Below are 26,492 nucleotides of genomic sequence, written 5' to 3' on the forward strand. Positions count from 1 at the left end.
TTTAATACTTTTTAACGCATTTGGACTTCTCTTCTGTAGATATTGTAAGGCTGCAAACCTTCTTTTTCCACAATCATCTGTCCCAGCTGCGTACATGAATACCTGATGAACCCATTAGCTAGATTAAAATTTCCCTCATTAGTTAAAAAGTACAGAACTCTTGTGAAAGGATAATTCATCGTTCGCAGGTTTCCGGCATCTGCTGTATACTGTTTGCCTTTGTATTCAACAGGCAGAATCTTAACCATACTTTTCAGCTTTTCAGACTCTTTGTCATAGGGGCGGCTGAATGTATTAAGGCCGATAACACCTATTTTACCGGGATATTTATTAAGATCTTCAATGACATTCTTACTTCCGGGAATAATGGAAAACTTCAACTCCTTGGGCTGTTTTTTAAGCTTTTGGGCTATAAAATTCAGATTGCTGGAATTGGCTCCGTCAAAAATAAAAGCTTTATCATCAGACTGCATTCCCTGTGTTATTTCTTCTATGGAAATACTTTCTCTTGGTGAATCTTTAGGAACAACAAAAATAACGGCATCTGCCGCAAATTTCGCAGGCAGGAATTTCAGGTCTACCTGTTCTTCGTATGACTTTATTTCTTCTGCTGACAGATCTCTGGACATTACGATGATCTTTGCCTTATCTTTAAGCAAATCCAGAAAGCCTAAATCTTCCTTTTTGGTTACTACTTTAATTTTGGTTTCGGGATAATTGATCATATATCCTTCTGCCAAAGCTTCGGTAACACTTTTAAAGGATTCATCGGTAAGAATCGTCATTTCCCCTTTATGGTAAGACGGTGATTTTTCTTCTTTTTTACAGGCTGTTGCTATAATACTGAGGAAAAACAGCATGATAATTTTAGCACTATTTTTCATCTCCCGAGTTTTTTATTCTTGTTACTGCCCTGTAAATTCTAAAAAGTCCGTAAAGGATAAGCAAAACACCCAGTGCGTATGCGATACCCGGTTCCAGAACTGTAAAGAAGAACTTATAAAGCATCACTACAACTCCCAGAACAATATAAAACAATCCCGTAATCAGGGATAACCAATTGAACATCATATAGCAAAAATACCAAAAAAAATAAAAAGGGAAGCATATGCTTCCCTTTTTTAATATTATTTAAAGATAATTTATTATAATTAACCTTCAAAGTTCATAGTCAGAGGTAATCTGAATCTGTAACGTACAGACTGCCCGTTGATTTTAGCAGGCGTCCATTTGTTTTTAATAGATTTGATTGTCCTGATCGCTTCAGAATTAAAATCTGAATTTCCTCCGGAAGCCTTAACGTCTGTAATACTTCCGTCTCTTTCTACTACGAAAGTGATTTCAGTTTTCACGGTACCTTCGTCTCCGTTCATCGCAGAACCGTCAAAGTTACTTGAAACTTTATTTCTGAAGGCATTAATACCTCCAGGGAATTCCGCAGTCTGCTCAACCTCGGTATATACCTGGTTTTCATTTACCTGTGGCTTAACTTCTGCTGTTGAAGTTCTGGTACCGGTAGATGGCGGTGGCGGCGGTGGTGTATAAGCCGGAGCTTTTACCCCTTCCTGTGCTACCAGACCTGTCTGTGTTTCCAACTGCTTGGAAATCGGAGGTGGCGGCGTTTCAATTTTAGGAGCTTTTACAGGCTCCGGAACTACGTTCTGGATCACCTCAATTTTCTCCTCCTCTTTTGGTGGAGGTGGTGGAGGTGGTTCTTCTTCTTTCGGCTGCTCGATAATTCTATCTTCCTGAAGAATCTCTACTAAATCTGCCTTAACCTCTTGTGGAGGTGGTTCAGTAAGTCTCTTGATTGTAAGATAAATAAAAGGAGACAAAGCCGCAACAAGGAATAATGCTGTCCCAACAATAAAAGATTTTGTCAGAAGCCTAGGGTACTGATTTCTTAAATCGTATGCACCATATTCTTTGTTTCTATTTTCAAATACAATCTCATCTAAAGTAAGATTAGAATCGTACGCATTTTCGTTTGCCATAGATTTACAATTTTATGGTTAATTTACTTTGTTGCCGGCGCTGCAGCAGCTGCTCCGGAGTTACCTACTTTTCTATCATAAATGGCTTTTTCCCAAGGCTTGAGATCAGTAACTCCGTACTGCTCACTCTTTGTAATGGCCATTTCATCAAGAATATCAACAAAGTTTTTATATACAGCATCGTCAGTCGGTTTGATAATCACCGTAAATTTGGTTCTATCTGCCGCATTTGCTTTTGCCTGCTCAATAACCTTTCTGATTCCTTCTCTGTCGAAAGAAGTTTCATTAAGCGTCTGGTCCGTTAAAGACGTATTGTCCTGCTGGTGCCAGAAAATCTTATTGTCTTTCCCTAACAACAAAGAGATAGAGTTTGAAAGTTTAATTTCCGTTGGAGGTGGTTTTATTTTATCATCTTTCGGTTTAGCCGGAAGACCCAAATCCATCACATTCGGTTTAGAGAATGTAGTTGTGAACATAAAGAAGGTAATCAATAGAAAACCCAAGTCCACCATCGGAGTCATATCGACTCTGGTACTCTGTTTCTTGGAACGTACCTTCCCGCCTTTGGCGCCCTTTTCCTGTACTTGTACTTCTGCCATTTCTAAATGATATTATTCATTAGGTTTACCTTCTTGTGATGTAATCAACCAAAATTTAAGAAAATCAATATCTCTTAAACCCTCAAACAGGCTTTTAACTTTTGGATATTCAGTAGTAACGTCACCCTTAATCGCTAACTTATATTCAGGATTCACGCTTAAACTTTCTTTTACCCAATCCACTAATTGCTTATTTGTACTATCCATAGGAATCCCTGTAGGACTCTTGAAATTCTTCTGCTCGTCATCTGGCAAATCAAGATAGCTCTTGAGCTGGTTCATAGGAACCCCAATAGCCTGTACTTTCTGAAATGCAACTTTTTCGTTATTGTCAAAAGTAACCCCGTACTTTTTACCCATATTTTCCAAAAGCTGTACTCTCTCTGATGCATTTTCTACCGGCTGGAAATAAAATTTTCCGTCCGGAGTAGCGTTGATGGTCATCAAGCTGGCATCAGGAAGTAACTTCTCTGATATTGAAGATGGCGGTTTGATCTGCTCCACGTCAGGTTTTTTAAACTGAGTGGTCAAGATAAAGAATGTAAGCAGTAGGAATGCAACGTCACACATCGCCGTCATATCCGTAACTACTCCATGTCTTTTTGGTTTGACTCTCGCCATTATTATTAATAATTTTTAATTAAACTTCTGTTACTTAATACAAATTCCCTGCTGATTCTTAGTTGAATTCAGCGAAAGACTGCTGGATGCTCATTGCGATCTCGTCGATCTTATAAGTCAATCCGTCAATTTTAGAAGTAAAGTAGTTGTAAAGCATGATCGCGATTGCTGAAGTACCAATACCTAACGCCGTGTTGATCAAGGCCTCAGAAATACCGGTAGAAAGTGCAGCTGCATCCGGAGTACCTCCTCCTGAACCTAATGCAAAGAATGCCTTGATCATCCCGATTACCGTTCCAAGTAGTGCAATTAGGGTAGCAACAGTACCTAGTGTAGAAAGGATCATCATATTTTTCTCAAGCATTGGCATCTCAAGTGTTGTAGCTTCTTCGATTGCTTTGTTAAGCGCTACCATTTTCTGCTCTTTGTTTAATGTTGTGTCATGAGACAAAGCTTTGTAAGTCGTAAGACCTTCTTTCACTACATTACCAACAGAACCCTGCTGTCTGTCGCACTCTTCTAAAGCTTCATCAACTTTGTTCTGGTTAAGCAAGCTTCTTACCTGTACAACGAAGTTGTCTAAGTTACCTTTTCCGGCAGCTTTGCTAAGCACGAAATATCTTTCAAAAGAGAAAACCACTACCGTAAGCATGAAAGTGATCAGGATCGGTACAATTACCCCTCCTTTGTAGATAATTCCCAAGAACGAATCCGGGTGAATGTCTTTTCCTTCAACATCGGAGAAAGCTACAGACGCCGCACCTAATTTGTCAGCATCTTTAAAGTTCCCCGGGCTCCCCAAGACGAATAAATAAATACAAATTCCTATAGCTAAGATGATAGGAATAATAACAGCTGGATTTAAACCTCCCGCCTTTCTAGCAACTAATTGCTCATCATTTTTTGAAACATTCATTTCCATATTTAACTAAATTATATTGTTTTAAAATTTTACAAATGTAAATTAAAGGCAAAAATAATTAAAATACAATAGTCTCAAATAACATTTTATTTTTTTTTGACAATGAAATTTTAATACGCTTTCGATATTATAATTATTTTAACTTTTATTGGTAATATTCCCTAATTTGGGTGTTTATGTTAAAAATTCAAAAAAAATTCACACTTATTTTTCTTAAATCCCCAATGTTAACTTTCTTTTAAATTACGATATTCACAATTCTGTGAGGCACTACAATGATTTTTTTCGGTGCTTTACCCTCCAGAATCTGCAGGATTTTTTCATCTTTAAGCACTATTTCTTCCACTTCTTTAGCCGAAAACTGTGCCGGAAGCGACAACTTGAACTTTGTTTTGCCGTTTATGCTTACCGGATACTCTATTTCATCTTCTACCAGATAGTCTTCGTTCAAAACCGGAAACTTTTCAAACTCGATAGATTCCTTATGGCCTAATAAACTCCACAGCTCTTCACAGATGTGCGGAGCATACGGCGAAATGATAACGGCTAAAGGTTCTAAAATATTGCGTTTGCTGCATTTTATTTTTTGCAGTTCGTTCACAGCAATCATAAATGACGATACGGAGGTATTGAAAGAAAAGTTTTCGATATCATACACTACCTTCTTTATTAGGGTGTGCAATACTTTATATTCCGCTTTCGTCGGTTCCGCCTCTGACACTTCAAAAACTTCGCCATTAAAGTATAAGTTCCAGAATTTCTTCAGAAATCCGTACACTCCGCTTAGTCCCTGTGTATTCCATGGCTTAGATTGCTCCAACGGACCAAGGAACATTTCATACAGCCTCAAACCGTCTGCTCCGTACTCTTCACAGATATCATCAGGATTGACTACATTGTATTTTGACTTGGACATTTTTTCCACTTCACGGCCTGTAATGTATTTTCCGTCTTCCAGAATAAATTCTGCCTCTGCATAATCCGGTCTCCAGGCTTTGAAAGCTTCCGTGTCTAATTCATCGGATGTTCCTTTTAATAAAGATACATCAACGTGGATTTGTTGGGTCTCGTAATCTTTTGCTAAATTTTTGGATACATATTGACTTGTTCCGGCAACTCTGTATACAAAAGCACTCATCCCCAAAATCATCCCCTGATTGATCAGTTTCTGGAAAGGCTCATCATTATTTATATATTCCCTGTCTTTTAAGAACATATTCCAGAAACGGGAATACAATAGATGGCCGGTGGCATGTTCACTTCCCCCGATGTATAAATCTACCTGTCCCCAGTAATCAGCTGTTTCTTTTTTAACAAAAACATTGTCATTATGGGAATCCATATACCTCAGGAAATACCATGAGCTTCCTGCCCATCCGGGCATGGTAGACAACTCTAACGGGAACACTGTTTTTCCGTCAATCAAATCGGTGTCGACTACTTTGCGGTTTGCTTCATCCCAGGCAAACGATTTTGCATTTCCCAACGGCGGATCTCCGTCTTCTGTCGGTAAGTATTTTTCAACTTCCGGAAGTTCCAGCGGCAATGCTGAAGCCGGCAAAGTATACGGCATCCCATCTTTATAATAAACAGGAACGGGCTCGCCCCAATACCGCTGTCTTGAGAAAATAGCGTCACGCTGTCTGTAATTCGTGGTTCCCTGACCGATTCCTTTTTTCTCAATGGTAGCAATGATCATCAATTTTGCTTCTTCATAGCTCAGTCCGTTCAGAAAATCAGAATTGACGCAGGTACTCGTTTTGGAATCAAAGGATTTTTCCTGAATGTCTTCATCCGTTTCAACCACTTTTCTGATCTCCAGATTGAATTTCTTTGCAAATCTGTGATCACGCTCATCATGTGCGGGAACGGCCATTACAGCTCCTGTTCCGTAGCCCATTAAAACATAATCCGAAATATAAACCGGCATGCTTTTATTGCTGAACGGATTGGTAGCATAAGCTCCGATAAAGGCACCTGAAACGTTTTTCACGTCAGACATCCTGTCCCTTTCCGTTTTTTTGGAAGTTTCTTCAATATACTCATCTACCTCAGCTTTCTGTTCTGCCGTGGTAATGGTTTCCACTAAAGGATGTTCCGGGGCCAGCACCATAAAAGTGGCACCGAAAATAGTATCGGGCCTTGTGGTAAATACTTCTATATAATTAACAGATGTCGGCTCGGAGGTGTTTTCATTGTCTTTTGTTGATTCCAGTCCTTCAATCTCAAACCTCACCTGCGCGCCCTGGGATTTCCCGATCCAGTATTCCTGGGAATCTTTTAAAGGCTGAGGCCAGTCCAATGTTTTAAGGCCCTGTAACAATCTTTCTGAATAAGCGGAAATCCTCATGCTCCACTGCATCATTTTTTTCTGGAAAACCGGGAAACCTCCTCTCTCGGATTTTCCGTCTTTCACCTCATCGTTGGCCAGTACGGTTCCCAAAGCAGGGCACCAGTTTACAGTTGTTTCCGCTCTGTAGGCCAGACGGTAATTCAATAAGATATCTTCTTTATCAATTTCACAAGCGGCATTCCATTCTTCTGCCTTAAAATGAAGTTCTTCATTCTGATTGGCATGTAATCCTTCCGTTCCTTTTAATTCAAAATGACTGATCAGGGTTGATATCGGTTCTGCCCTATCGGTATCTTTATTATACCATGAATGGAAAAGTTCAATGAAGATCCACTGTGTCCATTTATAATAGGAAGCATCTGAAGTTCTCAGTTCCCTGCTCCAGTCGAAAGAAAAACCGATCTTTCTCAGCTGCTCTTCGTATCTCGTAATATTCTGTTCCGTGGTAACGGCAGGATGCTGCCCGGTCTGGATTGCATACTGCTCAGCAGGAAGCCCGAAGCTGTCATACCCTACCGGATGAAGAACATTGAACCCCTGATGTCTTTTATACCTCGCATAAATATCAGAGGCAATATATCCAAGCGGATGACCTACGTGGAGGCCCGCCCCGGATGGATACGGGAACATATCAAGAACATAAAATTTAGGTTTGTCTGTCTTATCGGAAGTTTTATAGGTCTGGTTATCCTCCCAATATTTCTGCCACTTTTTTTCTATCTGCTGATGATCGTAAAACACTTTTTATATTTAGATATTAGATGTTAGAATTAGATATCGGACTTAAAATTTCTTTAACTCCAAAAATCAGGATTCACAAAAATAATGATTTTAAAAGAAATGGAAATTTAATTTTGGATTAAATATGATAAAACAAAAAAATCCCATCCGGAGATGAGATTGTATATTGTTTATAAATAACCTGATCTTACTGAGGTATTCTTTTCAATGTAAAGGTCTCAGAATGAAATTCCGTAGGATCTGTTGTATCTTCAAAAGAGACATTTAAAGTGGTGTCATTAAGCAATGTTACTTTTCCTTTGCCCGGCTCTACAATTCCCTGGTATTTAACCTGGATCGCCTTACTGTCTCTGTCATAAGTATAGGTAAAGTTTCTGTCGAAATTAGGTTCACACGTCCCCGGTATTGCACTGTCTCCGTTGTCTGTCCTTTTCCCGGCTGAACCTTCTTTAAATACCCATCGTGATGTTTTCTGGCATGTGGTGTCATAAGAAATACCATCAGAAACAGGCGTACCTCCTATAGGAACAATTGTAACGACTTTCTTTATAGGCTGCCATGTCCCGACAATAGGATATTCTATGGTATTATCATTGTCATCGTTATCACATCCGGTAGCAACGAATAATGATAAGCCTGCAAACAGTAATGCTAATTTCTTCATGTATCAAATTTTTGAAGCCCTAAAATTATAATTTTTTTGATGTATTTAATAATTTTTTATCAAAAATTTATAACAAAGCCCTTTATTTTCAAAAATATAACGTTGAAGGCGTACAATATTACCTCTATTTAATAAATTATGAATACAGGAATAAACCTGTATTCTTTAAAAAAAACTATTTTTGCACAAAACAATGCAAATGCAAGACATTACGAAAAACAACTTTGACTTCTTACGTGTTCTCCTCGCTTTTATCGTTTTTGTAGGACACCTGGGAGCACTCAGTGCCTCTGAAGAACTCAAAATTTTCGAAAAAAGTCCTGTAGAACTTGCCGTTTTCGGCTTTTTTATTGTCAGCGGATTCCTTATTGCCAGAAGCTATGACCGGTCTTCAAGTTTAAAAAGCTATTTGAAAAAGAGGATCAAAAGAATTGTCCCGGCCTATCTGCTGGTTGTTTTTTTATGTGCTATTTTGTTAAGCTTTGTCAGCACACTTCCTTTTAAAGAATATTTCAGCAATACGCAGGTTTATAAATACCTGTTCTGGAATTCTGTATTTTTAAATTTTCAGGCACCCTGGCTTCCAGGCGTTTTCGGCAACCAGGCGGTTAACGGTGCACTCTGGACCCTTAAGGTAGAAATGTGCTATTACTTTTCCGTTCCGCTGTTGTTCCTGTTTTTTGGCAAAAACAATAAATACAGGAATGTCAGTTTAATGGTTATTTATTTCCTGTCGCTGGTTTATCTTAATTATTTTGAATCCCTGGATAAAATTTCACTGTCCAAGCAGATTCCCGGAGTATTGTGTTATTTCATCCCCGGAATGCTCATCTATTTTAATTTTGACAAGTTTATCAAACATAAAAATATCCTGTTCATTATTGCAGTGGTTACGGTCTGGATTGATCTGATTTTCGATATTAAACTTTTCTCTCCGATGATGATCGGTATCATTGTTCTTTATATTGCTTATTCCCTCAAATTCCTGAACAATTTCGGAAAATACGGAGACTTTACCTACGGGATTTATATTTTTCACTTCCCTATCATCCGGGTTTTTACCACACTGGGATTTTTTAAAGACTACAATCCGTTTGTCATGGCATTCGTCTGCATGCTCGTGGTTATTGCGGTCGGTATCAGTTCATGGCACCTGTATGAGAAAAAATTTTTATAATTAATTGCAAAACACGAATGAAAGACCTGGTATCCATCATCACACCGTCATACAATTCCGCAGAATTTATTGAGGAAACAATACAGTCCGTACTAAACCAAACCTATGAAAACTGGGAGTGGCTGATTACAGATGATCTTTCCAGTGACCAGACTGTAGAAATTTTACTGAAATACAATGACCCCAGAATTAAGTTACAGGTACTGGAGCAGAACGGAGGCGCCGGAAATGCCAGAAATAAAAGCCTTGAAAGAGCGCAGGGAAGGTATATCGCTTTCCTTGATTCTGATGACTACTGGTATCCGGAATATCTGGAAACGATGACGGCTTATATGAAGGAAAATAATGCTGAGCTGGCATACTGCAATTATTCCAGATGTGACGAGCATACTATGGAACCTATTTTAAAGGATTTCCTGGCGGATAAAACCGTTACTTTTTCCAATCTGCTTAAAACCTGCAGGCTGGCCCCGGTTTCAACCGTTTATGATTCGAAAAGGGTCGGGAAATTTTTCTTTCCGGTAAAAAGCAAGCGTGAAGACCATGTGATGTGGCTGAATTTACTGAAAGAAATCCCGGAAGGACATCCTGTACAGAAAACCATGGCCAAATACAGGATGCGTGAGAACAGCGTCTCCAGGAAAAAGAAAAACATCATCAAAGATCAGTATCTTGTGTATAAAGATTTTATGGGATTTTCTACTTTTACGTCGTTATATTACACCGCGAACTGGGCCCTGAACGGGTTTCTAAAATATTCTAAAATTTTTAACTGATGGAGTATTCTAAAGAGTTTAAAGCTGCATTGAGTGCATTTTCTGGCATAGAGAAAGACCGCCTTATCTTCAGGCTGTTAAAGAAGGATCCGCTGTTGTCTAAAAAGCTCTATTTTGAACTGATTGATCCTGAAACGACTGATGATAAGAGAAGTGCGATGGAAGAGCATATTCAGGAGAAAGTGCAGCTGGCCTCGAAATACATCGGCAATCCTAAATATTTCCTGACCATCATCCGGAAAATAAGCGGGGAAATTACGGAACACGTCAAAATAACCACTGATAAATTCGGGGACGTATCTCTTAATTTACTGTTGGTTGATGCCATCTTACTGCATAATGAAGATCTCAGCCGGCAGCGGTTTGACAATGTGTATAAGCTTTATCTTTACCTCATCAATAAAACAGTAAGGTCATTGCTTCTGATTAAAAAACTGGATGAGGATTACTGGATGGAATTTGATGAGCAGCTGGAAAACCTGAAAGAAAAGGTATTAAAAAACCACTATTTATCGAAGCTTTTTATCAACAATGAAATAGATTTCAACTGGCTCAGGACTGAAAATATTCCTGATCATTTTGACCTTATTATTAAAGATATAAAAAGCCAGGGCTTCTTACGATAGCATTTTCCTGATGATCAACTCTGTTGAGTCCGGTTTTTCGCTGACGAACTTTTCAGCTTTGGCAGACATAACCTGAAGCATTTCTTCATTATTGATCAGGAAGATCACAAAATCAGCAGCAAGGCCTGCATTTTCAAAAGGTTTCCCTCCGTCCACAGAAATCAGTTCATCTGCCTCCGGATTTTTTCTGTAATGGTTCCCGAAAATCACCGGAACGCCAAAAGTGGCTGCTTCAAGAATATTGTGCAGTCCTGCATCATGGAAACCTCCGCCTACAACGGCAATGTCTGCATAAGAATATAATTTGGAGAGTAAACCAATGCTGTCTATAATTAAAACCCTCGATGTGAACTGTTCATCCGGCCCGGTAATTTCACTGTATAGAACCGCTTCAGGAAAAACCTGTTTTAAGTGCTGAACCCGTTTCAGGTCATGCGGCGCAATAATCAGCTTTACATAAGGACTGGAGAGTAAAACTTCCTCTGCAATTTTCTCTTCCGCCTGCCAGGAACTGCCAAAAACCACAGCCTTGTCATTCCCGATAAAATCTGTGATAAAAGGAACGTGGTTATCCCGTTCCCTCAGCTGTTTTACGCGGTCAAACCTTGTATCTCCCGTTACGGAAGCCTGCATCAGGCCAATGCTTCTTGCCAGAGCAAAAGACATATCCGTCTGATGGAAAAACCAGTCGATATTTTTCTGCAGCTGCTGTACAAACCATTTTCCGTAAGAGGTAAAAAAAGACTGTCCGTCATAAAAAAGAGCCGAGATCACATACGTTTTTGCTCCCTGATTTTTAAGTTCCTGAAGCAGATGATACCAATACTCGTATTTCACCGTAAAAAACAGTTCAACGGAAAACTGTGATACAAAATTCTTTACATGAGATTTTTTGTCAAATGGCAGGTAACAGACAACATCTGCAATATGCTTCTTTTTAACAACATTTTCGTACCCTGACGGCGAGAAGAAAGTAACCAGGATTTTACGGTCAGGAAATTTTTCTTTCAGCTGCTCCAGAACAGGAAGTCCCTGCTCATATTCCCCCAGGCTGGCTGCATGCATCCAGATCACCCGGTCCGTTCCTGAAAAAGCTGATTTTACTTTCTGCAATGATTCTCTTCTCCCTTCAACGCCTTTTTTAGTTTTATCATTGAATAAAGAAAAAACCTTCATCCCGAAGATGAGCAGATTAATAAATATGTGATACAAAAATGCCATGCTTCTGATATTATTTAAATAAGCCTACGAGAATAAAAACAGTAATTAAACTTCCGATGACAGTGAGAAATGAAATTGCCAACGGAACTTTCGGCTTCACCGTTTCATCAAAAGAATACCTGAACATATAATCCTGGCTGTTCAGGAAAATCAGTGCGATTAAAACAAACAGCCACCTTATGAATATTTCCATGATAAGAAACTGTGCATATTTATTTTCTTCGGTAATTTCTACAGGGAAATTGGCAGCACCGGCATCTCTGCTTACCCATGTGAATATAAAATAAAATACAGTGAGCAGAGCAGGCAGTAAAAAAGAGTATTTTCTGTTGCCGAAACGGTCTGCTTTACCGTCAAAATCAAAATGAACGGGAATGGTCTGCGGCAGGGTTGCATAATGTTTTATGGTAAACCTCCATAAAAAAACCAGCAGCCCGAAATTAAAAACATCAAAAATAACCAGAAATGTATCTTTCATTTCAGAGGAATTAAAACGTTATAAAATATTTTTAATTACCCTTAGCTTATGGGTATGCTTATTCATTTCCTTATTGAAAATCCCTGTAGAATCCAGCGTATCAATCCTCACCTTCCCCGAAGCATGGATGATTCTCTGATTGTCCAGCATGATGCCTACATGGATGATCTTTCCTTCTGCACTTTCGAAAAACGCCAGGTCACCCGGACGGCTCTCCTCTACAAAAGTAAGTGACTCCCCCACTTCTACCTGCTGGGAAGTATCTCTCGGCAGCTTTACGCCGTGAATTTTATAAACCAGCTGGGTAAATCCGGAACAGTCTACCGCGAAATAACTTTTTCCGCCCCACAGGTAAGGAACATTTAAAAACTCCTTAGCGGTAAGGGAAATACTCTCACGCACGTCATGGCTCCGTCTGGAAGCTACTGCAGGAAATTCAACCTCTGAACCCATTGACAGCAGCATCTTTCCGTCACGCATTAAAACGGAAGAAAAATCTTCAGTAATAACCGTAACTTTCCGTCTGGCCAGATCCTCCCCGGTTACAGGTTTTAACTGTTTGGTATCCATCCACCCTTCATAGCCGTCATAATGCATTTTTATCCGGGTCCAGTTTTTATTGACTTCCAGAATATCCGCACTTTCCCCGAACAGTATTTCCGTAACGATTTCCGCCCGGTCAGAACTTTCTGCACGAACGGGTGCTACGGTAACCACACAAATTCCTTTATCCATCAAGTTATATTATTGAATGATTATTTTCTGCGGAGAAAATTTACTCCGTCCCGCAAAGGTAAAATAAGATTTTCAAAATCGTCATCTTTTGCAATCAAATCATTTAATTCCTTAATCACCTGCGTAGACCGCTGTTTCGGGTTTTCTTCCAGCACTTTCCCGTACCAGAGCACATTATCGAACATGATAACCGATCCGGATGCTGTTCTTGGTTTTATAAGCCTGAAATATTCTGCATAGTTCTCTTTGTCTGCATCAATGAAAACCAAGTCAAAAATTTCCTCTGTCTCCTTTAAAAATTCTTTGGCATCCTGAAGCCTGAAATCGATCTGCGAAGAATATTTACTTTCGGCAAAATATTTCCTCGACAAATGTGCCAGGTCTTCATTAACATCCAGTGTCGTGATTTTTCCGTCTTCAGAAAGACCTTCTGTTAAGCATAGTGTAGCATACCCGGTAAAAGTCCCGATTTCAAGAATATTTTTCGGGCGGAGCATCCTGGAAATGATCGTTAACAGCCTTCCCTGCTGATAACCGGAAATCATATGCGGCTGCGTGGTTTTCTGATAGGTTTCCCGTCTTAACTTTTTCAGAATTTCAGGTTCCGAAGAAGCGTGGGTTTCCAGATACCGGTCCATTTCCGGATTTTTTTCTTCAAAAAAGCTCATGATACAAATTTTGTGATTCAAAATTACTTAAATATAGGCAAAAAGCATGAATAATACAGAAGACAGAGAGCACGAGAGAAAAATTTACTTAAAATACCGTAGAAATACGGATAGTTTGGTATGATAATAATTCTAATTTTGCAACGCAGGGTAAACACTAAGACCAAGATGAATGAAGGAGAAAAAAAACAAATTAACCACAGAATCAGAGAACCGCAGTGCCGCAAGGTGCTGCGAATTCTTATCCAGACACTGTCAAACTGAAAATATCCGGATCAATTTTTAAACGGATCAATCATCCTGTTACTTAAAAAAGAAGAACTTATCTGATAAAAAAAACAAATCCCGAAGCAATTCGGGATTTGTTTTTTTTGATTGAATGTTTTGATTTAATTATTTCTTTGGCGTGATGTCCATCAGTTTCATGAACTCATCCAGTTTAGGCATGATGATGATCTCCGTCCTTCTGTTTTCAGCTCTTCCGGAAACACTCATGTTGGTTGCTTTAGGATTAAATTCAGAACGTCCTCCCGCTGTAATTCTTGCCGGGTCAACACCAAACTGAGTCTGCAGGACTTTAGCTACGGAAGTTCCTCTTAAAGCAGAAAGATCCCAGTTGTCTCTCGGTAAATTTGACGAATTTAAAGGGGCATTATCGGTATTCCCTTCAATCAGTACTGAATATTTGTCATAGTCGTTGATTACTTTGGCCACTTTGCCAAGTACTTCCTGAGCAGCAGGCAATACATTGTAATCTCCTGTCTTATATAACATTTTGTCTGAAAGTGAAATCATTACTACTCCTTTCAGCACTTTTACCTGAACATCGCTGTCCGCTACATTATCCAAAGATCTTTTCAACTTGTTTGATAAAGCCAGGTTTAAGCTGTCATTTTTCGCATTGCTTGAAATCAGCTGCTTGATATAAGAATTTGAAGAATTGATCTCGCCCACTAACTTATCAATGTTTGCCGAACTTTTCCCTGTATTTGAAAGGCAGGCATCCAACGAAGATTTTAAAGCGTCATGCTGGCTTTTCAGCAAACCGTTTTCACTTGCCAAAGCAGAGTTCTGAGATTTCAGATCCTGAATTTCTCTCTGTCTTTCCCCTACGTTTTCAATACACTGTTTGTAATTCGAGCTTAATGCATCATACTGCTTTTTGCTGATACAAGATGTCATCCCCAACACCATTGCAGATACTGCTAAGATTTTAAATATTTTCATAAATAATCATTTTTAGACGGTCCAAAGGTAAAAAATTCATTTTAATTATATGGATTATCTTTGTACAAAGAAATTCTCAGCATCCATGTTGAACCCATCAGGCTTAAAAAAACAATTAGATTACCTTATCCATCTTTCTGAACGCAGAAGCTATCTTATTGCGGTAAGCGGCGGGGCTGATTCTATGGTGCTCGTCTGGCTGTTTAATGAGTTAAAGGATGTGGGATATCCATTTCAGGTTGCCCATGTGAATTATGGGCTCCGGGGCAGTGATTCGGATCTGGACCAGAAAGTTGCTGAAGATTTCTGTAAAAAAAACAATATTAAGTTTCATTTATATCAAGTTTCTGAAAAAGACCGGAAGCCCGGAAACTCCATCCAGTTCTGGGCGCGGGAATTGAGGTACCGGTTCTTCAGAGAAATTCAGGAAAAGGAACATCTGGAATTTCTGGTAACTGCCCACCACCTGAACGACCAGCTGGAAACATTCATCATCAATCTTTCCAAAGCAGCGGGAATTAACGGGCTGAGCGGAATTCCGGCAAACAGCAACGGTATTTTACGCCCTCTTTTAAATTTCACAAAAGAGGAAATTTATTGTTTCGCACGAGAAAACAATATTGCCTATCGTGAAGACCTGTCTAATCAGAAAAATGATTACCTGAGAAACAGGATAAGAAACTGTATTGTTCCGGAACTGCTGGAAACCAATGATCATTTTCTGGAGAATTTCAGGAAAAGCCTGTCTTATTTAAATCAGACCAGGGATTTTGTTCAGGAAAAGATCCAGGAGACAGAAAACCGGATTTCTATTGCTGATAGACCGCATACAATTTTATCCCGTGAAAAACTGGCTCAGGAAAGTGACTTTGCGAAATTTGAAATTTTAAAAAAATACGGTTTTAATCAGGAAAACGAGATTCCTAAAATTTTTAATACTGAAAACGGGAGCTCTTTTTTTTCAGCAGATTACCGGCTTATCATTAACCGGGAAGAACTGATTTTCAAAAAAAGGACAGGTGATGAAGAGCAAAATCAGGATGAAGAAATTGTCCTGATTGAAAATTTTGATTTTTCTGAAAACCAAATCATTATTAATCTCGAAAGTAATATTGGCAGCATTGAAGAAATCAATAAAACTTTTGAATGGTGTTTTGATGCCGGAAAACTCCGCTTTCCTTTGCGGTTAAGACGGCAACAGGACGGTGATGAATTTTTTCCGTACGGTTTTTCAGGGAAAAAGAAAGTCTCCAAGTTTTTTAGGGACGAAAAAATATCTATTTTAGCGAGGCGAAAAATATGGATTCTGGCTGACCGTGAAAATTCCATACTCGGGATTATTCCGTACAGGCAGGACCGGAGATATGCAGGGGATGAGAAAACCAACAATATTCTCAGAATTTTTAATAAAAGCAAAAATGAAATTTAGAAACTGGTTTTTATTGGTTCTGCTGTTTTTAGCAGCGGGAATTAATGCACAAATCAAAAATCCTGTAAAATTTAAATTTACAATCAACGAATTAGGGAACAACCAGTATGAAGCCGTGCTGAATGCAACCATGGAAAGCGGCTGGCATATTTATTCCAAAGATATTCCGGAAGATACGGGGATTCCGACTGAGTATAAAGTTTCGGGGAAAAACATTGAACTGATCGGAAAATTTACAGAAACCGGAAAAAAACATGAAGAGTTTTCTGAAGCTTTCGGAGGAAATATCGTGTATTATTCCAATACAGCGGGTTTTAAGCAGAAGTTCAGGTTAAAGGACGGAACCAAACCCGGCGATGCAGTTGCCGAAATTACCTATCAGACCTGCGACGACCGGGTCTGTCTGGCACCCAACACCCTGGAATTCACTAAACAGGTTACGCCTAAAGGTATTCCTGAGGAAACCGCCACAGCTGAAACCGCAGAACCTGCCAAAGATTCTGTACAAGCCGTGGAAACTATTGCTGAAAACCCCAAAAAGGACGAAGTTACAGTTATGGAAACTTCAAAACTGGACCCGAAACAATTAAAGATAGTATCCATTGATTTCCAGAAACCCTTGACGGATTGCGGAACAGCCGCCGCAAAAGTGGATGAAAATTACTGGACTTATCTGTTCCTGGGCTTCATCGGAGGGCTTATTGCATTGCTTACGCCATGTGTGTTCCCTATGATCCCGCTGACGGTTTCATTTTTTACCAAAGGCAATAAAAACAAGGCAAAAGGAAAAAGAGATGCTTTGATCTACGGATTCTTCATCTTCATGATTTTTGTTTTATTAAGTGTACCCTTTCATATTATTGACGGGATTGCAGGAAATGTATTCAACGAGATTTCCACCAGCGTATGGCTGAATATTGCATTCTTTATTATATTCATTTTCTTTGCAGGAAGCTTCTTCGGATACTATGACATTACGTTGCCGAGCTCAATTGCAAACAAATCTTCAAAGGCAGAAGAGGCCGGCGGAATCATCGGTATTTTCTTTATGGCCTTAACGCTTGTTATTGTTTCATTCTCCTGTACAGGTCCTATTTTGGGAAGCTTACTGGGAAGTGCCGTAACAGGTTCTACCAATGTTCCGATGCTGCTGACTTTTGCACTGGCCGGATTCGGACTGGCCTGGGCAATTATTTTCGGATTGCTGGCCCTGTTTCCGCAGGCATTACAGAGCCTTCCGAAATCAGGGGGCTGGATGAATACGGTAAAAGTGGTTTTAGGATTCGTAGAACTGGCTTTAGCCTTAAAATTCTTATCCAAAGCAGACCTTGTTTCTAAAACATTCCTGCTGAAAAGAGAGCTTTTCATCGCCATCTGGATTATTATTGCTCTTGGACTGACTTTATATTTATTCGGGCTTATCAGATTTCCGCATGATGATAAAAAACCGAAAATTTCAGTGGGCAGAAAAATTTTAGGTGTCCTGGGATTAGGGTTTGTGATCTATCTGGTACAGGGATTAATTCCTTCGGACCGCCCGAAGCTTCAGCTGCTGAGCGGAATCCTGCCTCCGCTGAATGTAAGCTACTTCCATGACGAGAAAGACGGAATCTTGGGAATGCATCCGGAGCATGATTTCTTTACTGCTGTAGAGCTCGCAAAAAAAGAAAATAAGCCTGTGTTAATTGACTTTACAGGATATGGCTGTGAAAACTGCCGGAAAATGGAAGAATTCGTCTGGAGTGAACCCGATATCCTGCCGATCCTTCAGAATGACATCGTACTGGCTTCTTTATATGTTGATGATAAAGAAGAACTTCCTGAAGACCAGAAAACAAAAATTGATTTGGGTGACGGGCAGGTAAAAAAGGTTAAAACCATTGGGGACCGCTGGAGCCTGTTCCAACAGGTGAATTTCAACAACAATTCCCAGCCGCACTATGTATTGATAACACCGGACGGAAAAGTAATCAATACTCCGGTTTCAGGATATATGCCGAAAGAGGATTTCAAAAAATTCCTGGAATGCGGTGTTAATTTCTATAAAAAGAATAAATAACGGTTCCTTTATAAAAGCAAAAGCCTTATCATTTAACCGGTAAGGCTTTTTTATGGCCCTGATTTCTAAGGTATTGTCTGAACAACTATTCAAAGAATATAAAATCAACAGATATTTACAATATCAGGTATGAAATTTGCATTAAAAACAAACAATAGAGATACTATTCTCATCTCTAAGAAATAACCGTTTAATATTTAAAAACTACAACCATGGCAGAAATCATTGCACAAGAGAAGCAGGGAGCAGGCAAACAGCGAAAAAAACCAATCCGCGTTGACATGACTCCCATGGTAGACTTAGGATTTTTACTCATCACATTTTTTATGTTTACCACCAATTTCACAAAACCTAATGTGATGGATTTAGGGTTACCGGCAAAAGGGCCACAGCCACCTCATAATGTTGTAAAAGACAAAAATCAGGTTACTTTTATTTTAGGAAAAGACAATCGCGTTTTTTATCATCAGAGCAATAAGGAGGATTTAAACAAAAATAATTTAAAAGAAACTGATTTCAGCGGAATCAATATCACTAAAATCATTTCTGAAGCGTATGACCATGCTCCTAAAAAAGAGAACTTCACTATTATTATTGAGCCAACGGATGATGCGAATTATAAGAATTTCGTAGATGTCCTGGACAATGTCGCAATTTCCAAAAAAGAACGCTACGGAGTAACAGACATTAAACCATGGGAAAAGAAAGTGTATGAAGAATTAACTCAATAATAAATTTGAAAATAATAAGGAAAAGCTTTCCAAGCAGTATATTCATAAACAAAAGTTTAATATCGAAGGGCATTTCAGAATGCCCTTTTTTATTTATTTTTGGGGGATAATTTTATTCAATGAAAAACTTTTTAACCGCAGTGGCAGTCTCAGTTCTTATAATTTCGTGTACTAAAAAAGAAGCTTCTTCTACCGCAAACCATACGGACAGCACAAAAATCGTAGATTCCATTAATGCTGCAAGAACCAAAATAAATGACAGTATTAAATCTAAAAACCGTTTCAAAGATTTCAGCGGCACCCATAAATTCACCCATAACCTGATTAAGAATCCCGGCTCTGTAAATTTCGAAAAAATTAAGGATGAAGCAGATCATTATAATGTTTCAGGCAATGCCGGCTCAGGAAAAAATTCTCTGAAGATTAAAGGTTTCATGGCGGTTGTTTCCGATAAACACATGAATTTCACCGGAGAAATTACCCAAAGTATTTCTGAAAATGACGGCGAAAAACCATACACACGTAAAGGTACCAAAACATTCCTGTCCAAAGACGGTGGAAAAACATTCAGGCTTCAGGATATGGTCAATGGTTCAGGATTTGTTGATTATATCGATATCCATTTTTAATTATTGAATTATGCTGAATTTTGAAAGAAAAGGAAACGGTAAAGAAATCTTGGTGCTGCTTCACGGCTTCATGGAAAACCTTACAATATGGAGTGATATGGAACCACATCTTTCCGGTGATTTTTCTTTGCTGAAAATTGATCTTCCCGGCCACGGACAATCTGAAATAATGGCAGAAGTGCAGACCATGGAACTGATGGCAGAAGAAGTAAAAAAAGTACTGGATGACCAGAATATAGATAAAGTACACCTGCTGGGACATTCAATGGGAGGCTATGTTTCGCTGGAGTTTGCCGAAAAATATCCCGAATACCTGAAAAGCCTTACCCTGTTTTTTTCCACTTATTTTCCGGATGATGACGAAAAAAAAGAACAGCGGATCAAAAGCTACCGGATTATAAAAGACGCTTTCTCCCATTACGCCAGAGCGGGAATTCCTAATCTGTTCAACCCGAATGAGCGGGATATCCTGGAAGGGAAAATTGAAACTGCACTGGAAACTGCATTATCAACGAATAATCTCGGTGCCCTGGCTTCTGTAAAAGGTATGGTGGACAGAACCGATAAGAGAAATGTTATTGAAAATCTTGACGCGAAAATTTTAATTCTTGCCGGAAAACATGACAATGCCGTAAAAACGGATATGCTGATCAAAAATCTTCCCGACAGAACCAATATCAAATCCTATATCCTGGATTGCGGGCACAACGGGCACTGGGAAAAACCCTGCATCTGCGCAGCCATTATCAACACGGAACTGCTTCATAACCTACCTAAAAAATTAGTTTTTTAAACATCTGTATGAAAGCATGTATAAAAGTTCAGTTTGCCGTTCATAAGAAAGAGACTCCGGACACAGTGGCATTAATCAGGATTATTAAAAATCCCGTATCTTAGAGGGATTCAATTGTCTTAAATGGGGATTTTCACATTCAAAAAAAAGAAACCGGTTATCGGACTGACACTTTCGGGTGGCGGTATGCGCGGGATTGCTCATATTGCAGTCTTAAAGGCCCTGGAAGAGTATAACCTGAAGCCGCACATCATTTCGGGAACCAGTGCCGGATCAATTGTCGGGGCTTTTTATTCTTTCGGAAAAACGCCTGATGAAATGATGGATATCGTAAGGAAGACTACTTTTTTCTCAAGATCCTACTTAAGGCTTACGAAGAACGGTATTTTCAGCTCAAAATTTATTTTACAGCTTTTTCACGATCATTTTCCGGAAGACGATTTTAAAATCCTGAAAATCCCGGTATATGTAGCAGCTACGGAAATGACCCACGGCATCGTGGACTTCTTCTCGGAAGGCGAACTTTTTACGCCGCTCCTGGCTTCGTCAAGTGTCCCTTTTATTTTGCCGCCGGTAAGAATCGGAGAAAAAATATATGTTGACGGCGGGGTTCTGGACAACCTGCCGATTGAACCTATTATTGATAAATGCGATTTTCTAATCGCCTCACACGTTAATTCGATCAGCTATGACAGCCTGGAAAAAATGAGCCTGATGAAGGAATTTGACCGGATCCTGCACTTGGCCATCGCTAAATCGGTATACTCCAAAGCGAAATCCTGTGATCTCTTTTTAGATCCGCCCAAGATGACGCAGTTCAGCCTCTTCAACAAAAAATTTCTTGACGTGATGTTTCAGGAAGCGTACGAATACACCTGTAAAGCACTTGAAGAAAAAGGATATTCAAGGTTTCAGTAAATCTGCTGTTTCAGGAATGAGAATTAAGTATATTTTACCGTTACAGACGCTCCTCTCCTTCTATTCTGCTCTTAAAAGTTTCAATGGTGTCCTGCAAAGATTCATTGGATTTTCCTCCTGCTGCATTGATGTGCCCTCCTCCGCTGAAATATTTTCTTGAAAACTGGTTAACATCCATATCATCCTTGCTCCGGAAAGAAATCTTAATAAAATCATCATACAGGTCTTCCATGAAAAACGCGGCCATCTTTACCCCTAAGATGCTTAATCCGTAATTAACAAAACCTTCCGTATCCCCTTTCTGGAACCCGTATTCTTTCAGTTCTTCTCTGGTAAAGTATAAAATCGCCACTTTTCCGTCTTTTGCCACCTGGATCCGTCCTAAGATCAAAGCCAGCAGATGAAGGCGTGAAACGGTGTTGGTATCCCAGGTGTTGGAAGTGATCATGGCAGGATCTGCACCTTTTTCTATTAAATTGGCAACAATCCGGTGAGTCGTAGCACTGGTGGAACGGAAGCGGAATCCTCCGGTATCAGTCATGATACCTGTATACAGACATTCGGCAATATCTCTGTTCACCAGCTTTTCATCATCCATTGCTTCAATAAAATGATAGATCATCTGGCAGGTTGCCGGAATAACGGTATCTGAATAGACATAATCAAACGGCTCCGGCTGCTGATGGTGATCGATAAGTATTTTTTTACCGCCTGCATTGGTCAGCCAGTCTCCCAGCAGTCCGATCCTTGAAGGTGAATTGAAATCCAGACAGAAAATAACATCCGCTTCATTGATTAAATCGGAGGCAACTTTTCTTTTGTATTCCGCAATAAGCGTTTTCCTGGCTTCAGGCATCCATTTCAGGAACTTCGGGAAATCGTTGGGAACAATAACCTCAGCATGAATCCCCTTGGCTTTCAGATAATGTTTCAACCCCAGACTGGAACCAATAGCATCACCGTCAGGATTATAATGCGTAAGAATTACTATTTTATTTTCCGGGATCAGTAAGGTATTGATTTCTAAAAGTTCTGCAGGTGTAAACATCATGATGTTTATTTTTTTAAATTTGAGTTTCCAAAGATAGAGCTTTTAGATAAATCATCCGTATTTTTGTTACCGATATAAAAATCATCCGGCCATCAGCCTTAAGCCGGAATGAAGAAAAAAAGATATTAATAATTAAAAAAAGATTTGCTAAAATTTGCAACTTTTAAAAAAAACCATATCTTTGCAACCTGAAAAATAATAGATAATTACGATTTAAACATATAGTAATGAGTAAAAGAACGTTCCAGCCATCAGAAAGAAAAAGAAGAAACAAACACGGTTTCAGAGAAAGAATGTCTACGCCAAATGGAAGAAGAGTTTTGGCTGCGAGAAGAGCTAAAGGCAGAAAGAGTTTAACTGTAAGTGCAGCACGCGCTAAGAGATAATCTTTATTATTATCATATACAAATCATGCTTGAAAAGAAGTTTTTCAGGCATTTTTTGTTGTTAAAATTTGCCAAAATTAAAGATTATTCATCTTCTTTTTCCTATTTTTAAATTCTGAAAAATTTCTTAGAAAAAGCAATATTAAAACTGAATTATGCCACATACCAATATATCAGGAGATAATATCATAACCCTTCAGCATGCAAAAATTGCACAGAAGAACTTCACGGTTCTTTCCGATGTGAATCTGAATATTAAAAAAGGAAGATTCTGTTATCTTATCGGGAAAACAGGTTCCGGAAAAAGCTCTCTGCTGAAAACCCTGTATGGGCACATCCCGTTAGTTTCAGGACATGGCGCTGTGGTGGGTTTTGATCTGGCAAAATTAAGAGCTTCTGACATCCCTAACCTGAGAAGGAAATTGGGAATTGTATTTCAGGACTTTCAGCTGCTTTCTGACAGAACGGTTGAAAAAAACCTGAAATTCGTTCTTGAAGCTACAGGATGGAACGATAAAATAAAAATTGAAGACCGGATCAATGAAGTACTGGGGAGCGTGAACATGAAGAGCAAGAAACACAAAATGCCGCATGAACTTTCCGGTGGCGAGCAGCAGCGTGTGGCGATTGCCAGAGCCCTTCTGAATCACCCTGACCTGATCCTGGCAGATGAGCCGACAGGAAACCTGGATCCGGAAACATCAAATGAAATCATGACCGTGCTTAAGCAGGTTGCCCTTGAAAACGGAGCGGCTGTAGTAATGGCAACCCATGATTACCATATGATCCAGAATTTCCCGGGAGAAGCCATCAGATGCGAAGACGGAAAAGTTTCCGTCCTGGATACCGCAGAATTATTTGAATAAAGTTGAATGATTGAGAAATTTATGAATTCAGAAATCACCATTTCTAAAATCTAAATTCTAGCTTCTATTCTTAAAAACATGAAACTCTTTCGTGAGTTCAAGATATGGGTCCGAGTATTGTCTCGGACTTTTTTCTATGATAAATTCAGATTCTTCCAACGCTTTTTCAGTCAATGAAAATTCAAGGATCAGCCTTTTGTTTTTAGAGCCCTCAATGCCTTTGATATGGATCTGCCGGATTAAAAACAAATGATTTTCCTGCGCCATTTTCATAAAATCATTGCCGGATTCTGCCGGGATGATTAGGGAGAAAACACCCTGTTCAGAAAGGAGTTCTGAAGATTTTGAAATGAGTTCGCGGAAGTTTAATTCAACCGTCTGCCTTGCGATTTTATCTTTTTCGGAACCGGATGCTTCAAAATAAGGCGGATTGGTAACAATTGCATCAAATTTATCCTGCGTATCAAACGTTTTAAAGTCCTGATGAATATTTTTCAGTCTTGAATGAAAAGGAGAACTTTCAAAGTTAAGCCGGGTAAGCTCTACCGCTTCCTGATTGATATCGAGTCCTAAAAATTCTGCTTTGGGGTTTCTTTGGGCCAGCATTAATGAAATAAGGCCTGTTCCCGTACCTACTTCCAATACTTTGCGGGCATTACGGATATCTGCAAGGGATCCCAGCAGGACACCGTCTGTTCCTACCCGGAATACATCTGCCGACTGCCGGATTTCAAACTGCCTGAATACAAAAGATTTCACTATAAATTCGTCGGTAAAGTAATGGTGAATGTTGAACCCTTCCCGACTTCGGATTTTACGGTGATTTCCCCTTTGTAATCTTCCACCATCTTTCTTACCATTGATAAGCCCAGCCCCATTCCGCTGTTTTTAGAGGTAAAGTTCGGTTCAAAGATCCTTTCGTAAATATTTTCGGGAATTCCTATTCCGTTATCCTGCACGGAGATGATGACCCTGCGCTGGTGCTGCTCTATATCTACATTGATCATTAATTTCCGTTCATCGCTCTCTGCCTGCCTTGCATTCGTTACAAGGTTAGTGATAATCCTGGAAAGGTAAACCTTATCCATATTAATCATGATATTGCTTTTATTGGCATGCATAAAAATACCTTCATCATTAAAGATCCTGAGGATATCCGCTACCTCATTATTCAGGTTGATCGTCTCATTATTCTTTTCAGGAAGCTTGGCAAATTCTGAGAAAGCAGAAGCTACCGTAGCAATGACGTCAATCTGGTCAACCATCGTTTTGCTCATCTGCTTTACTTTTTCCCTTACATTGGGATCGGCAGGATCAAATTTACGTTCAAAGTTCTGTATGGTCAGCTTCATCGGTGTCAGAGGATTCTTTACTTCATGGGCTACCTGTTTCGCCATTTCCCGCCAGGCCTCTTCTGAAGCTTTGAAACGCAGCCGCTCTTTCTGGTCCTGAATCTGAAGGATCATTCTGTTATAAGCTCTTGCCAGGGCATTCAGCTCGTCGTTTTTATAATACCTGATCGGGCGCATTTCATTTTCAAACAATGTAATACGGGTGATCATATCAGAAAATTTAGTGATGTTTTTTGCCAGGCTGTTAGACATTACCCAGCTTATCCAGATACTGAACAGAATCAGGAATATATCTACAATGGCAATATATTTTACGTAGATATTGAGAAGGTCAAAATATGCAGATTCATCGTGATAAAGCGGAATATATACAATGGCAATAGGCTCCAGGTCATTGTTTTTCAACAGGAGATACGAGGAAGTGAGCACCGCATCTTTTGCAGCATCATACCCTTTGATGTCATACCTCGCTTTTGAAGAAAGAACACGGTTAACGATATTGATCGGGATTTTCTTCTGTCCGACCAGGTTCTCCTCTTTATTGGAAAGAAGATAATCGCCTTTTAAATCGTATAAAATAATATCATGCTGATTAATATCCGCAATCTCGAAGATTTTGTTTCCCAGCACTTCCTTCAGGTCACCGGTCTGCACACGGGTACGGCTTACCGCATAATCCAGATATCTCATTACCGCGCCGGTTTTCTCCTGCATGTCAATCCGGCTGTTCTTAACAGAATTTTTCCTTAAAACAAAATAAGGAACCAATGAAGAAGCCACTACACTTAAAAGACATACCAATAAGAAACCGAAAAAGACACGGTTTCTGAGGCTATATCCTTTATACATACTTATTGACATTCTGTTTATTAATTAACTTAGCAATATACTTACCAATTATATCAAATTCTAAATTAACTTTATCACCGGTTTTAAGATGCTTCATATTGGTAAATTCCCATGTGTAAGGAATGATCGCTACGGAAAACTGACTGCCTGCACTGTGGGCAACCGTCAGGCTGATCCCGTTCACGGTAATGGAACCCTGGGGAACCGTTACAGAGCTTCCGTCGGCATTATCATAGTAAATGGTGATATAATAACTTCCGTCTTTATTTTCAATGCTCAGCACCTCTCCTGTTTTATCAACATGCCCCTGTACAATATGCCCGTCCAGTCTTCCGTCCATTTTCATGCAGCGTTCCAGGTTTACCACCGTCCCTACTTGCCATTTTCCGAGGTTGGTTTTTTCCAGTGTTTCCTGAATTGCGGTTACGATGTATTGATGGCCTTCCGTTTTTACTACGGTTAGGCAGCAGCCGTTATGAGCTAAGCTCTGATCTATTTTCAACTCATCTGTAAAAGGGCAGGACAAAGTAAAATCAATGTTGCTTCCGTTCCCCTGAATCTCCTCAATTACCCCAACCGCTTCAATTATTCCTGTGAACATATTATTTTTTGCTAAATTTGTAGTTT

Annotated in this window: 28 protein-coding genes; 11 read left to right on the plus strand and 17 right to left on the minus strand. The window is 39.4% G+C overall.

The genetic code is table 11. The features are described from left to right. Window positions 1-11 precede the first annotated feature (11 nt). From ASE55_RS01715 to ASE55_RS01750, 8 genes are all read right to left on the minus strand, one after another. Window positions 12-884, minus strand: a complete 873-nt coding sequence (locus tag ASE55_RS01715) for a PstS family phosphate ABC transporter substrate-binding protein (protein ID WP_056214681.1) — start codon at window positions 882-884, stop codon at window positions 12-14. Further along, a complete protein-coding gene (locus ASE55_RS01720) occupies window positions 874-1,071 on the minus strand; it encodes a C4-dicarboxylate ABC transporter (protein WP_238584967.1) in 198 nt (65 codons plus the stop codon). Before ASE55_RS01720 ends, ASE55_RS01715 begins: the two co-directional genes overlap by 11 nt. 80 nt (window positions 1,072-1,151) lie before the next feature. After that, window positions 1,152-1,994, minus strand: coding sequence for an energy transducer TonB (locus ASE55_RS01725; RefSeq protein ID WP_056214684.1), 843 nt, complete (start codon window positions 1,992-1,994; stop codon window positions 1,152-1,154). Between the two features lie 23 nt (window positions 1,995-2,017). Continuing rightward, window positions 2,018-2,593: an ExbD/TolR family protein gene (locus tag ASE55_RS01730; protein WP_056214687.1), complete on the minus strand. Its 576-nt coding sequence runs from the start codon at window positions 2,591-2,593 to the stop codon at window positions 2,018-2,020. A gap of 12 nt (window positions 2,594-2,605) precedes the next feature. Further along, on the minus strand, window positions 2,606-3,214 hold the full coding sequence (locus ASE55_RS01735) for an ExbD/TolR family protein (protein WP_056214690.1): 609 nt from the start codon (window positions 3,212-3,214) through the stop codon (window positions 2,606-2,608). 58 nt (window positions 3,215-3,272) lie between these two features. After that, window positions 3,273-4,136 carry a MotA/TolQ/ExbB proton channel family protein gene (locus tag ASE55_RS01740; protein WP_056214693.1) on the minus strand — a complete coding sequence of 288 codons (864 nt, stop codon included), beginning with the start codon at window positions 4,134-4,136 and terminating at the stop codon, window positions 3,273-3,275. Window positions 4,137-4,374: 238 nt separating this feature from the next. Next, window positions 4,375-7,230 (minus strand): leucine--tRNA ligase, encoded by a 2,856-nt coding sequence (leuS, locus tag ASE55_RS01745; RefSeq protein WP_056214696.1) that lies wholly within the window; start codon window positions 7,228-7,230, stop codon window positions 4,375-4,377. 187 nt (window positions 7,231-7,417) lie between these two features. Then, a complete protein-coding gene (locus ASE55_RS01750) occupies window positions 7,418-7,894 on the minus strand; it encodes a lipocalin family protein (protein WP_056214699.1) in 477 nt (158 codons plus the stop codon). A 199-nt stretch (window positions 7,895-8,093) separates the two neighbouring features. Here ASE55_RS01750 and ASE55_RS01755 point away from each other — a divergent pair, with 199 nt between their 5' ends. From ASE55_RS01755 to ASE55_RS01765, 3 genes are read left to right on the plus strand one after another with little or no spacing between them, the layout of a single operon-like run. Next, window positions 8,094-9,071, plus strand: a complete 978-nt coding sequence (locus tag ASE55_RS01755) for an acyltransferase family protein (RefSeq protein ID WP_056214702.1) — start codon at window positions 8,094-8,096, stop codon at window positions 9,069-9,071. Window positions 9,072-9,088: 17 nt separating this feature from the next. Beyond that, a complete protein-coding gene (locus ASE55_RS01760) occupies window positions 9,089-9,847 on the plus strand; it encodes a glycosyltransferase family 2 protein (RefSeq protein WP_056214704.1) in 759 nt (252 codons plus the stop codon). Continuing rightward, window positions 9,847-10,473: a hypothetical protein gene (locus ASE55_RS01765; protein ID WP_056214705.1), complete on the plus strand. Its 627-nt coding sequence runs from the start codon at window positions 9,847-9,849 to the stop codon at window positions 10,471-10,473. The genes ASE55_RS01760 and ASE55_RS01765 overlap by 1 nt, the downstream gene beginning before the upstream one ends. Here ASE55_RS01765 and ASE55_RS01770 read toward each other — a convergent pair. The 5 genes from ASE55_RS01770 to ASE55_RS01790 all read right to left on the minus strand — a co-directional run bounded on the left by ASE55_RS01770 (window position 10,465) and on the right by ASE55_RS01790 (window position 14,802). Further along, window positions 10,465-11,694: a 3-deoxy-D-manno-octulosonic acid transferase gene (locus ASE55_RS01770; protein ID WP_056214707.1), complete on the minus strand. Its 1,230-nt coding sequence runs from the start codon at window positions 11,692-11,694 to the stop codon at window positions 10,465-10,467. The two genes, ASE55_RS01765 and ASE55_RS01770, sit on opposite strands and share 9 nt — an antisense overlap. 10 nt (window positions 11,695-11,704) lie before the next feature. Beyond that, window positions 11,705-12,172, minus strand: a complete 468-nt coding sequence (locus ASE55_RS01775) for a DUF1648 domain-containing protein (RefSeq protein ID WP_056214708.1) — start codon at window positions 12,170-12,172, stop codon at window positions 11,705-11,707. A gap of 18 nt (window positions 12,173-12,190) precedes the next feature. Then, the gene (locus ASE55_RS01780; protein ID WP_056214711.1) at window positions 12,191-12,907 is read right to left on the minus strand and encodes a C40 family peptidase; all 717 of its coding nucleotides are present in this window, start codon (window positions 12,905-12,907) and stop codon (window positions 12,191-12,193) included. Between the two features lie 20 nt (window positions 12,908-12,927). Further along, window positions 12,928-13,575 (minus strand): O-methyltransferase, encoded by a 648-nt coding sequence (locus tag ASE55_RS01785; RefSeq protein WP_056214714.1) that lies wholly within the window; start codon window positions 13,573-13,575, stop codon window positions 12,928-12,930. Window positions 13,576-13,968: 393 nt separating this feature from the next. Further along, entirely contained in the window at window positions 13,969-14,802 is an 834-nt protein-coding gene (locus ASE55_RS01790) for an OmpA family protein (RefSeq protein ID WP_056214717.1), read from the minus strand. An 85-nt stretch (window positions 14,803-14,887) separates the two neighbouring features. Here ASE55_RS01790 and tilS point away from each other — a divergent pair, with 85 nt between their 5' ends. From tilS to ASE55_RS01820, 6 genes are all read left to right on the plus strand, one after another. Next, window positions 14,888-16,231 carry a tRNA lysidine(34) synthetase TilS gene (tilS, locus tag ASE55_RS01795; RefSeq protein WP_056214720.1) on the plus strand — a complete coding sequence of 448 codons (1,344 nt, stop codon included), beginning with the start codon at window positions 14,888-14,890 and terminating at the stop codon, window positions 16,229-16,231. Beyond that, window positions 16,221-18,290 (plus strand): protein-disulfide reductase DsbD family protein, encoded by a 2,070-nt coding sequence (locus ASE55_RS01800; protein ID WP_056214723.1) that lies wholly within the window; start codon window positions 16,221-16,223, stop codon window positions 18,288-18,290. Before tilS ends, ASE55_RS01800 begins: the two co-directional genes overlap by 11 nt. 212 nt (window positions 18,291-18,502) lie before the next feature. Further along, window positions 18,503-19,021, plus strand: coding sequence for a biopolymer transporter ExbD (locus tag ASE55_RS01805; RefSeq protein ID WP_056214726.1), 519 nt, complete (start codon window positions 18,503-18,505; stop codon window positions 19,019-19,021). 119 nt (window positions 19,022-19,140) lie between these two features. Beyond that, window positions 19,141-19,650 carry a hypothetical protein gene (locus tag ASE55_RS01810; protein WP_056214729.1) on the plus strand — a complete coding sequence of 170 codons (510 nt, stop codon included), beginning with the start codon at window positions 19,141-19,143 and terminating at the stop codon, window positions 19,648-19,650. A gap of 10 nt (window positions 19,651-19,660) precedes the next feature. Further along, on the plus strand, window positions 19,661-20,443 hold the full coding sequence (locus ASE55_RS01815; RefSeq protein ID WP_056214732.1) for an alpha/beta fold hydrolase: 783 nt from the start codon (window positions 19,661-19,663) through the stop codon (window positions 20,441-20,443). Window positions 20,444-20,566: 123 nt separating this feature from the next. Beyond that, complete coding sequence (locus tag ASE55_RS01820; RefSeq protein ID WP_056214734.1) at window positions 20,567-21,361, plus strand: patatin-like phospholipase family protein; 795 nt, start codon at window positions 20,567-20,569, stop codon at window positions 21,359-21,361. Window positions 21,362-21,401: 40 nt separating this feature from the next. Here the strand turns inward: ASE55_RS01820 and ASE55_RS01825 are convergent, their stop codons facing one another. Further along, window positions 21,402-22,409, minus strand: a complete 1,008-nt coding sequence (locus ASE55_RS01825) for a DHH family phosphoesterase (RefSeq protein WP_056214736.1) — start codon at window positions 22,407-22,409, stop codon at window positions 21,402-21,404. Between the two features lie 230 nt (window positions 22,410-22,639). On the opposite strand from ASE55_RS01825, the gene rpmH reads away from it, so the two are divergent. Further along, the gene (gene rpmH / locus ASE55_RS19775) at window positions 22,640-22,798 is read left to right on the plus strand and encodes a 50S ribosomal protein L34 (protein WP_039365072.1); all 159 of its coding nucleotides are present in this window, start codon (window positions 22,640-22,642) and stop codon (window positions 22,796-22,798) included. 155 nt (window positions 22,799-22,953) lie between these two features. Then, window positions 22,954-23,664: a cell division ATP-binding protein FtsE gene (locus ASE55_RS01830; RefSeq protein WP_056214739.1), complete on the plus strand. Its 711-nt coding sequence runs from the start codon at window positions 22,954-22,956 to the stop codon at window positions 23,662-23,664. 57 nt (window positions 23,665-23,721) lie between these two features. Here ASE55_RS01830 and ASE55_RS01835 read toward each other — a convergent pair whose 3' ends face one another. The 3 genes from ASE55_RS01835 to ASE55_RS01845 are packed head-to-tail and all read right to left on the minus strand — an operon-like array spanning window position 23,722 to window position 26,466. Next, window positions 23,722-24,423, minus strand: a complete 702-nt coding sequence (locus ASE55_RS01835) for a tRNA1(Val) (adenine(37)-N6)-methyltransferase (protein WP_056214742.1) — start codon at window positions 24,421-24,423, stop codon at window positions 23,722-23,724. Then, on the minus strand, window positions 24,423-25,865 hold the full coding sequence (locus ASE55_RS01840; RefSeq protein WP_238584969.1) for a sensor histidine kinase: 1,443 nt from the start codon (window positions 25,863-25,865) through the stop codon (window positions 24,423-24,425). The genes ASE55_RS01835 and ASE55_RS01840 overlap by 1 nt, the downstream gene beginning before the upstream one ends. After that, window positions 25,858-26,466 (minus strand): riboflavin synthase, encoded by a 609-nt coding sequence (locus ASE55_RS01845; protein ID WP_056214746.1) that lies wholly within the window; start codon window positions 26,464-26,466, stop codon window positions 25,858-25,860. Before ASE55_RS01845 ends, ASE55_RS01840 begins: the two co-directional genes overlap by 8 nt. Window positions 26,467-26,492 lie beyond the last annotated feature (26 nt).

The sequence above is a fragment of the Chryseobacterium sp. Leaf201 genome (genome assembly GCF_001421435.1).
Taxonomy (GTDB): Bacteria; Bacteroidota; Bacteroidia; order Flavobacteriales; family Weeksellaceae; genus Chryseobacterium.

Excerpts from the sequence above, each read along its gene's own strand:
- ASE55_RS01715 (WP_056214681.1), bottom strand. The coding sequence starts at position 884 with ATGAAAAATAGTGCTAAAATTATCATGCTGTTTTTCCTCAGTATTATA.
- ASE55_RS01720 (WP_238584967.1), bottom strand. The coding sequence starts at position 1,071 with ATGATGTTCAATTGGTTATCCCTGATTACGGGATTGTTTTATATTGTT.
- ASE55_RS01725 (WP_056214684.1), bottom strand. The coding sequence starts at position 1,994 with ATGGCAAACGAAAATGCGTACGATTCTAATCTTACTTTAGATGAGATT.
- ASE55_RS01730 (WP_056214687.1), bottom strand. The coding sequence starts at position 2,593 with ATGGCAGAAGTACAAGTACAGGAAAAGGGCGCCAAAGGCGGGAAGGTA.
- ASE55_RS01735 (WP_056214690.1), bottom strand. The coding sequence starts at position 3,214 with ATGGCGAGAGTCAAACCAAAAAGACATGGAGTAGTTACGGATATGACG.
- ASE55_RS01740 (WP_056214693.1), bottom strand. The coding sequence starts at position 4,136 with ATGGAAATGAATGTTTCAAAAAATGATGAGCAATTAGTTGCTAGAAAG.
- ASE55_RS01750 (WP_056214699.1), bottom strand. The coding sequence starts at position 7,894 with ATGAAGAAATTAGCATTACTGTTTGCAGGCTTATCATTATTCGTTGCT.
- ASE55_RS01755 (WP_056214702.1), top strand. The coding sequence starts at position 8,094 with ATGCAAGACATTACGAAAAACAACTTTGACTTCTTACGTGTTCTCCTC.
- ASE55_RS01760 (WP_056214704.1), top strand. The coding sequence starts at position 9,089 with ATGAAAGACCTGGTATCCATCATCACACCGTCATACAATTCCGCAGAA.
- ASE55_RS01765 (WP_056214705.1), top strand. The coding sequence starts at position 9,847 with ATGGAGTATTCTAAAGAGTTTAAAGCTGCATTGAGTGCATTTTCTGGC.
- ASE55_RS01770 (WP_056214707.1), bottom strand. The coding sequence starts at position 11,694 with ATGGCATTTTTGTATCACATATTTATTAATCTGCTCATCTTCGGGATG.
- ASE55_RS01775 (WP_056214708.1), bottom strand. The coding sequence starts at position 12,172 with ATGAAAGATACATTTCTGGTTATTTTTGATGTTTTTAATTTCGGGCTG.
- ASE55_RS01780 (WP_056214711.1), bottom strand. The coding sequence starts at position 12,907 with ATGGATAAAGGAATTTGTGTGGTTACCGTAGCACCCGTTCGTGCAGAA.
- ASE55_RS01785 (WP_056214714.1), bottom strand. The coding sequence starts at position 13,575 with ATGAGCTTTTTTGAAGAAAAAAATCCGGAAATGGACCGGTATCTGGAA.
- ASE55_RS01790 (WP_056214717.1), bottom strand. The coding sequence starts at position 14,802 with ATGAAAATATTTAAAATCTTAGCAGTATCTGCAATGGTGTTGGGGATG.
- tilS (WP_056214720.1), top strand. The coding sequence starts at position 14,888 with ATGTTGAACCCATCAGGCTTAAAAAAACAATTAGATTACCTTATCCAT.
- ASE55_RS01800 (WP_056214723.1), top strand. The coding sequence starts at position 16,221 with ATGAAATTTAGAAACTGGTTTTTATTGGTTCTGCTGTTTTTAGCAGCG.
- ASE55_RS01805 (WP_056214726.1), top strand. The coding sequence starts at position 18,503 with ATGGCAGAAATCATTGCACAAGAGAAGCAGGGAGCAGGCAAACAGCGA.
- ASE55_RS01810 (WP_056214729.1), top strand. The coding sequence starts at position 19,141 with ATGAAAAACTTTTTAACCGCAGTGGCAGTCTCAGTTCTTATAATTTCG.
- ASE55_RS01815 (WP_056214732.1), top strand. The coding sequence starts at position 19,661 with ATGCTGAATTTTGAAAGAAAAGGAAACGGTAAAGAAATCTTGGTGCTG.
- ASE55_RS01820 (WP_056214734.1), top strand. The coding sequence starts at position 20,567 with ATGGGGATTTTCACATTCAAAAAAAAGAAACCGGTTATCGGACTGACA.
- ASE55_RS01825 (WP_056214736.1), bottom strand. The coding sequence starts at position 22,409 with ATGTTTACACCTGCAGAACTTTTAGAAATCAATACCTTACTGATCCCG.
- rpmH (WP_039365072.1), top strand. The coding sequence starts at position 22,640 with ATGAGTAAAAGAACGTTCCAGCCATCAGAAAGAAAAAGAAGAAACAAA.
- ASE55_RS01830 (WP_056214739.1), top strand. The coding sequence starts at position 22,954 with ATGCCACATACCAATATATCAGGAGATAATATCATAACCCTTCAGCAT.
- ASE55_RS01840 (WP_238584969.1), bottom strand. The coding sequence starts at position 25,865 with ATGTATAAAGGATATAGCCTCAGAAACCGTGTCTTTTTCGGTTTCTTA.
- ASE55_RS01845 (WP_056214746.1), bottom strand. The coding sequence starts at position 26,466 with ATGTTCACAGGAATAATTGAAGCGGTTGGGGTAATTGAGGAGATTCAG.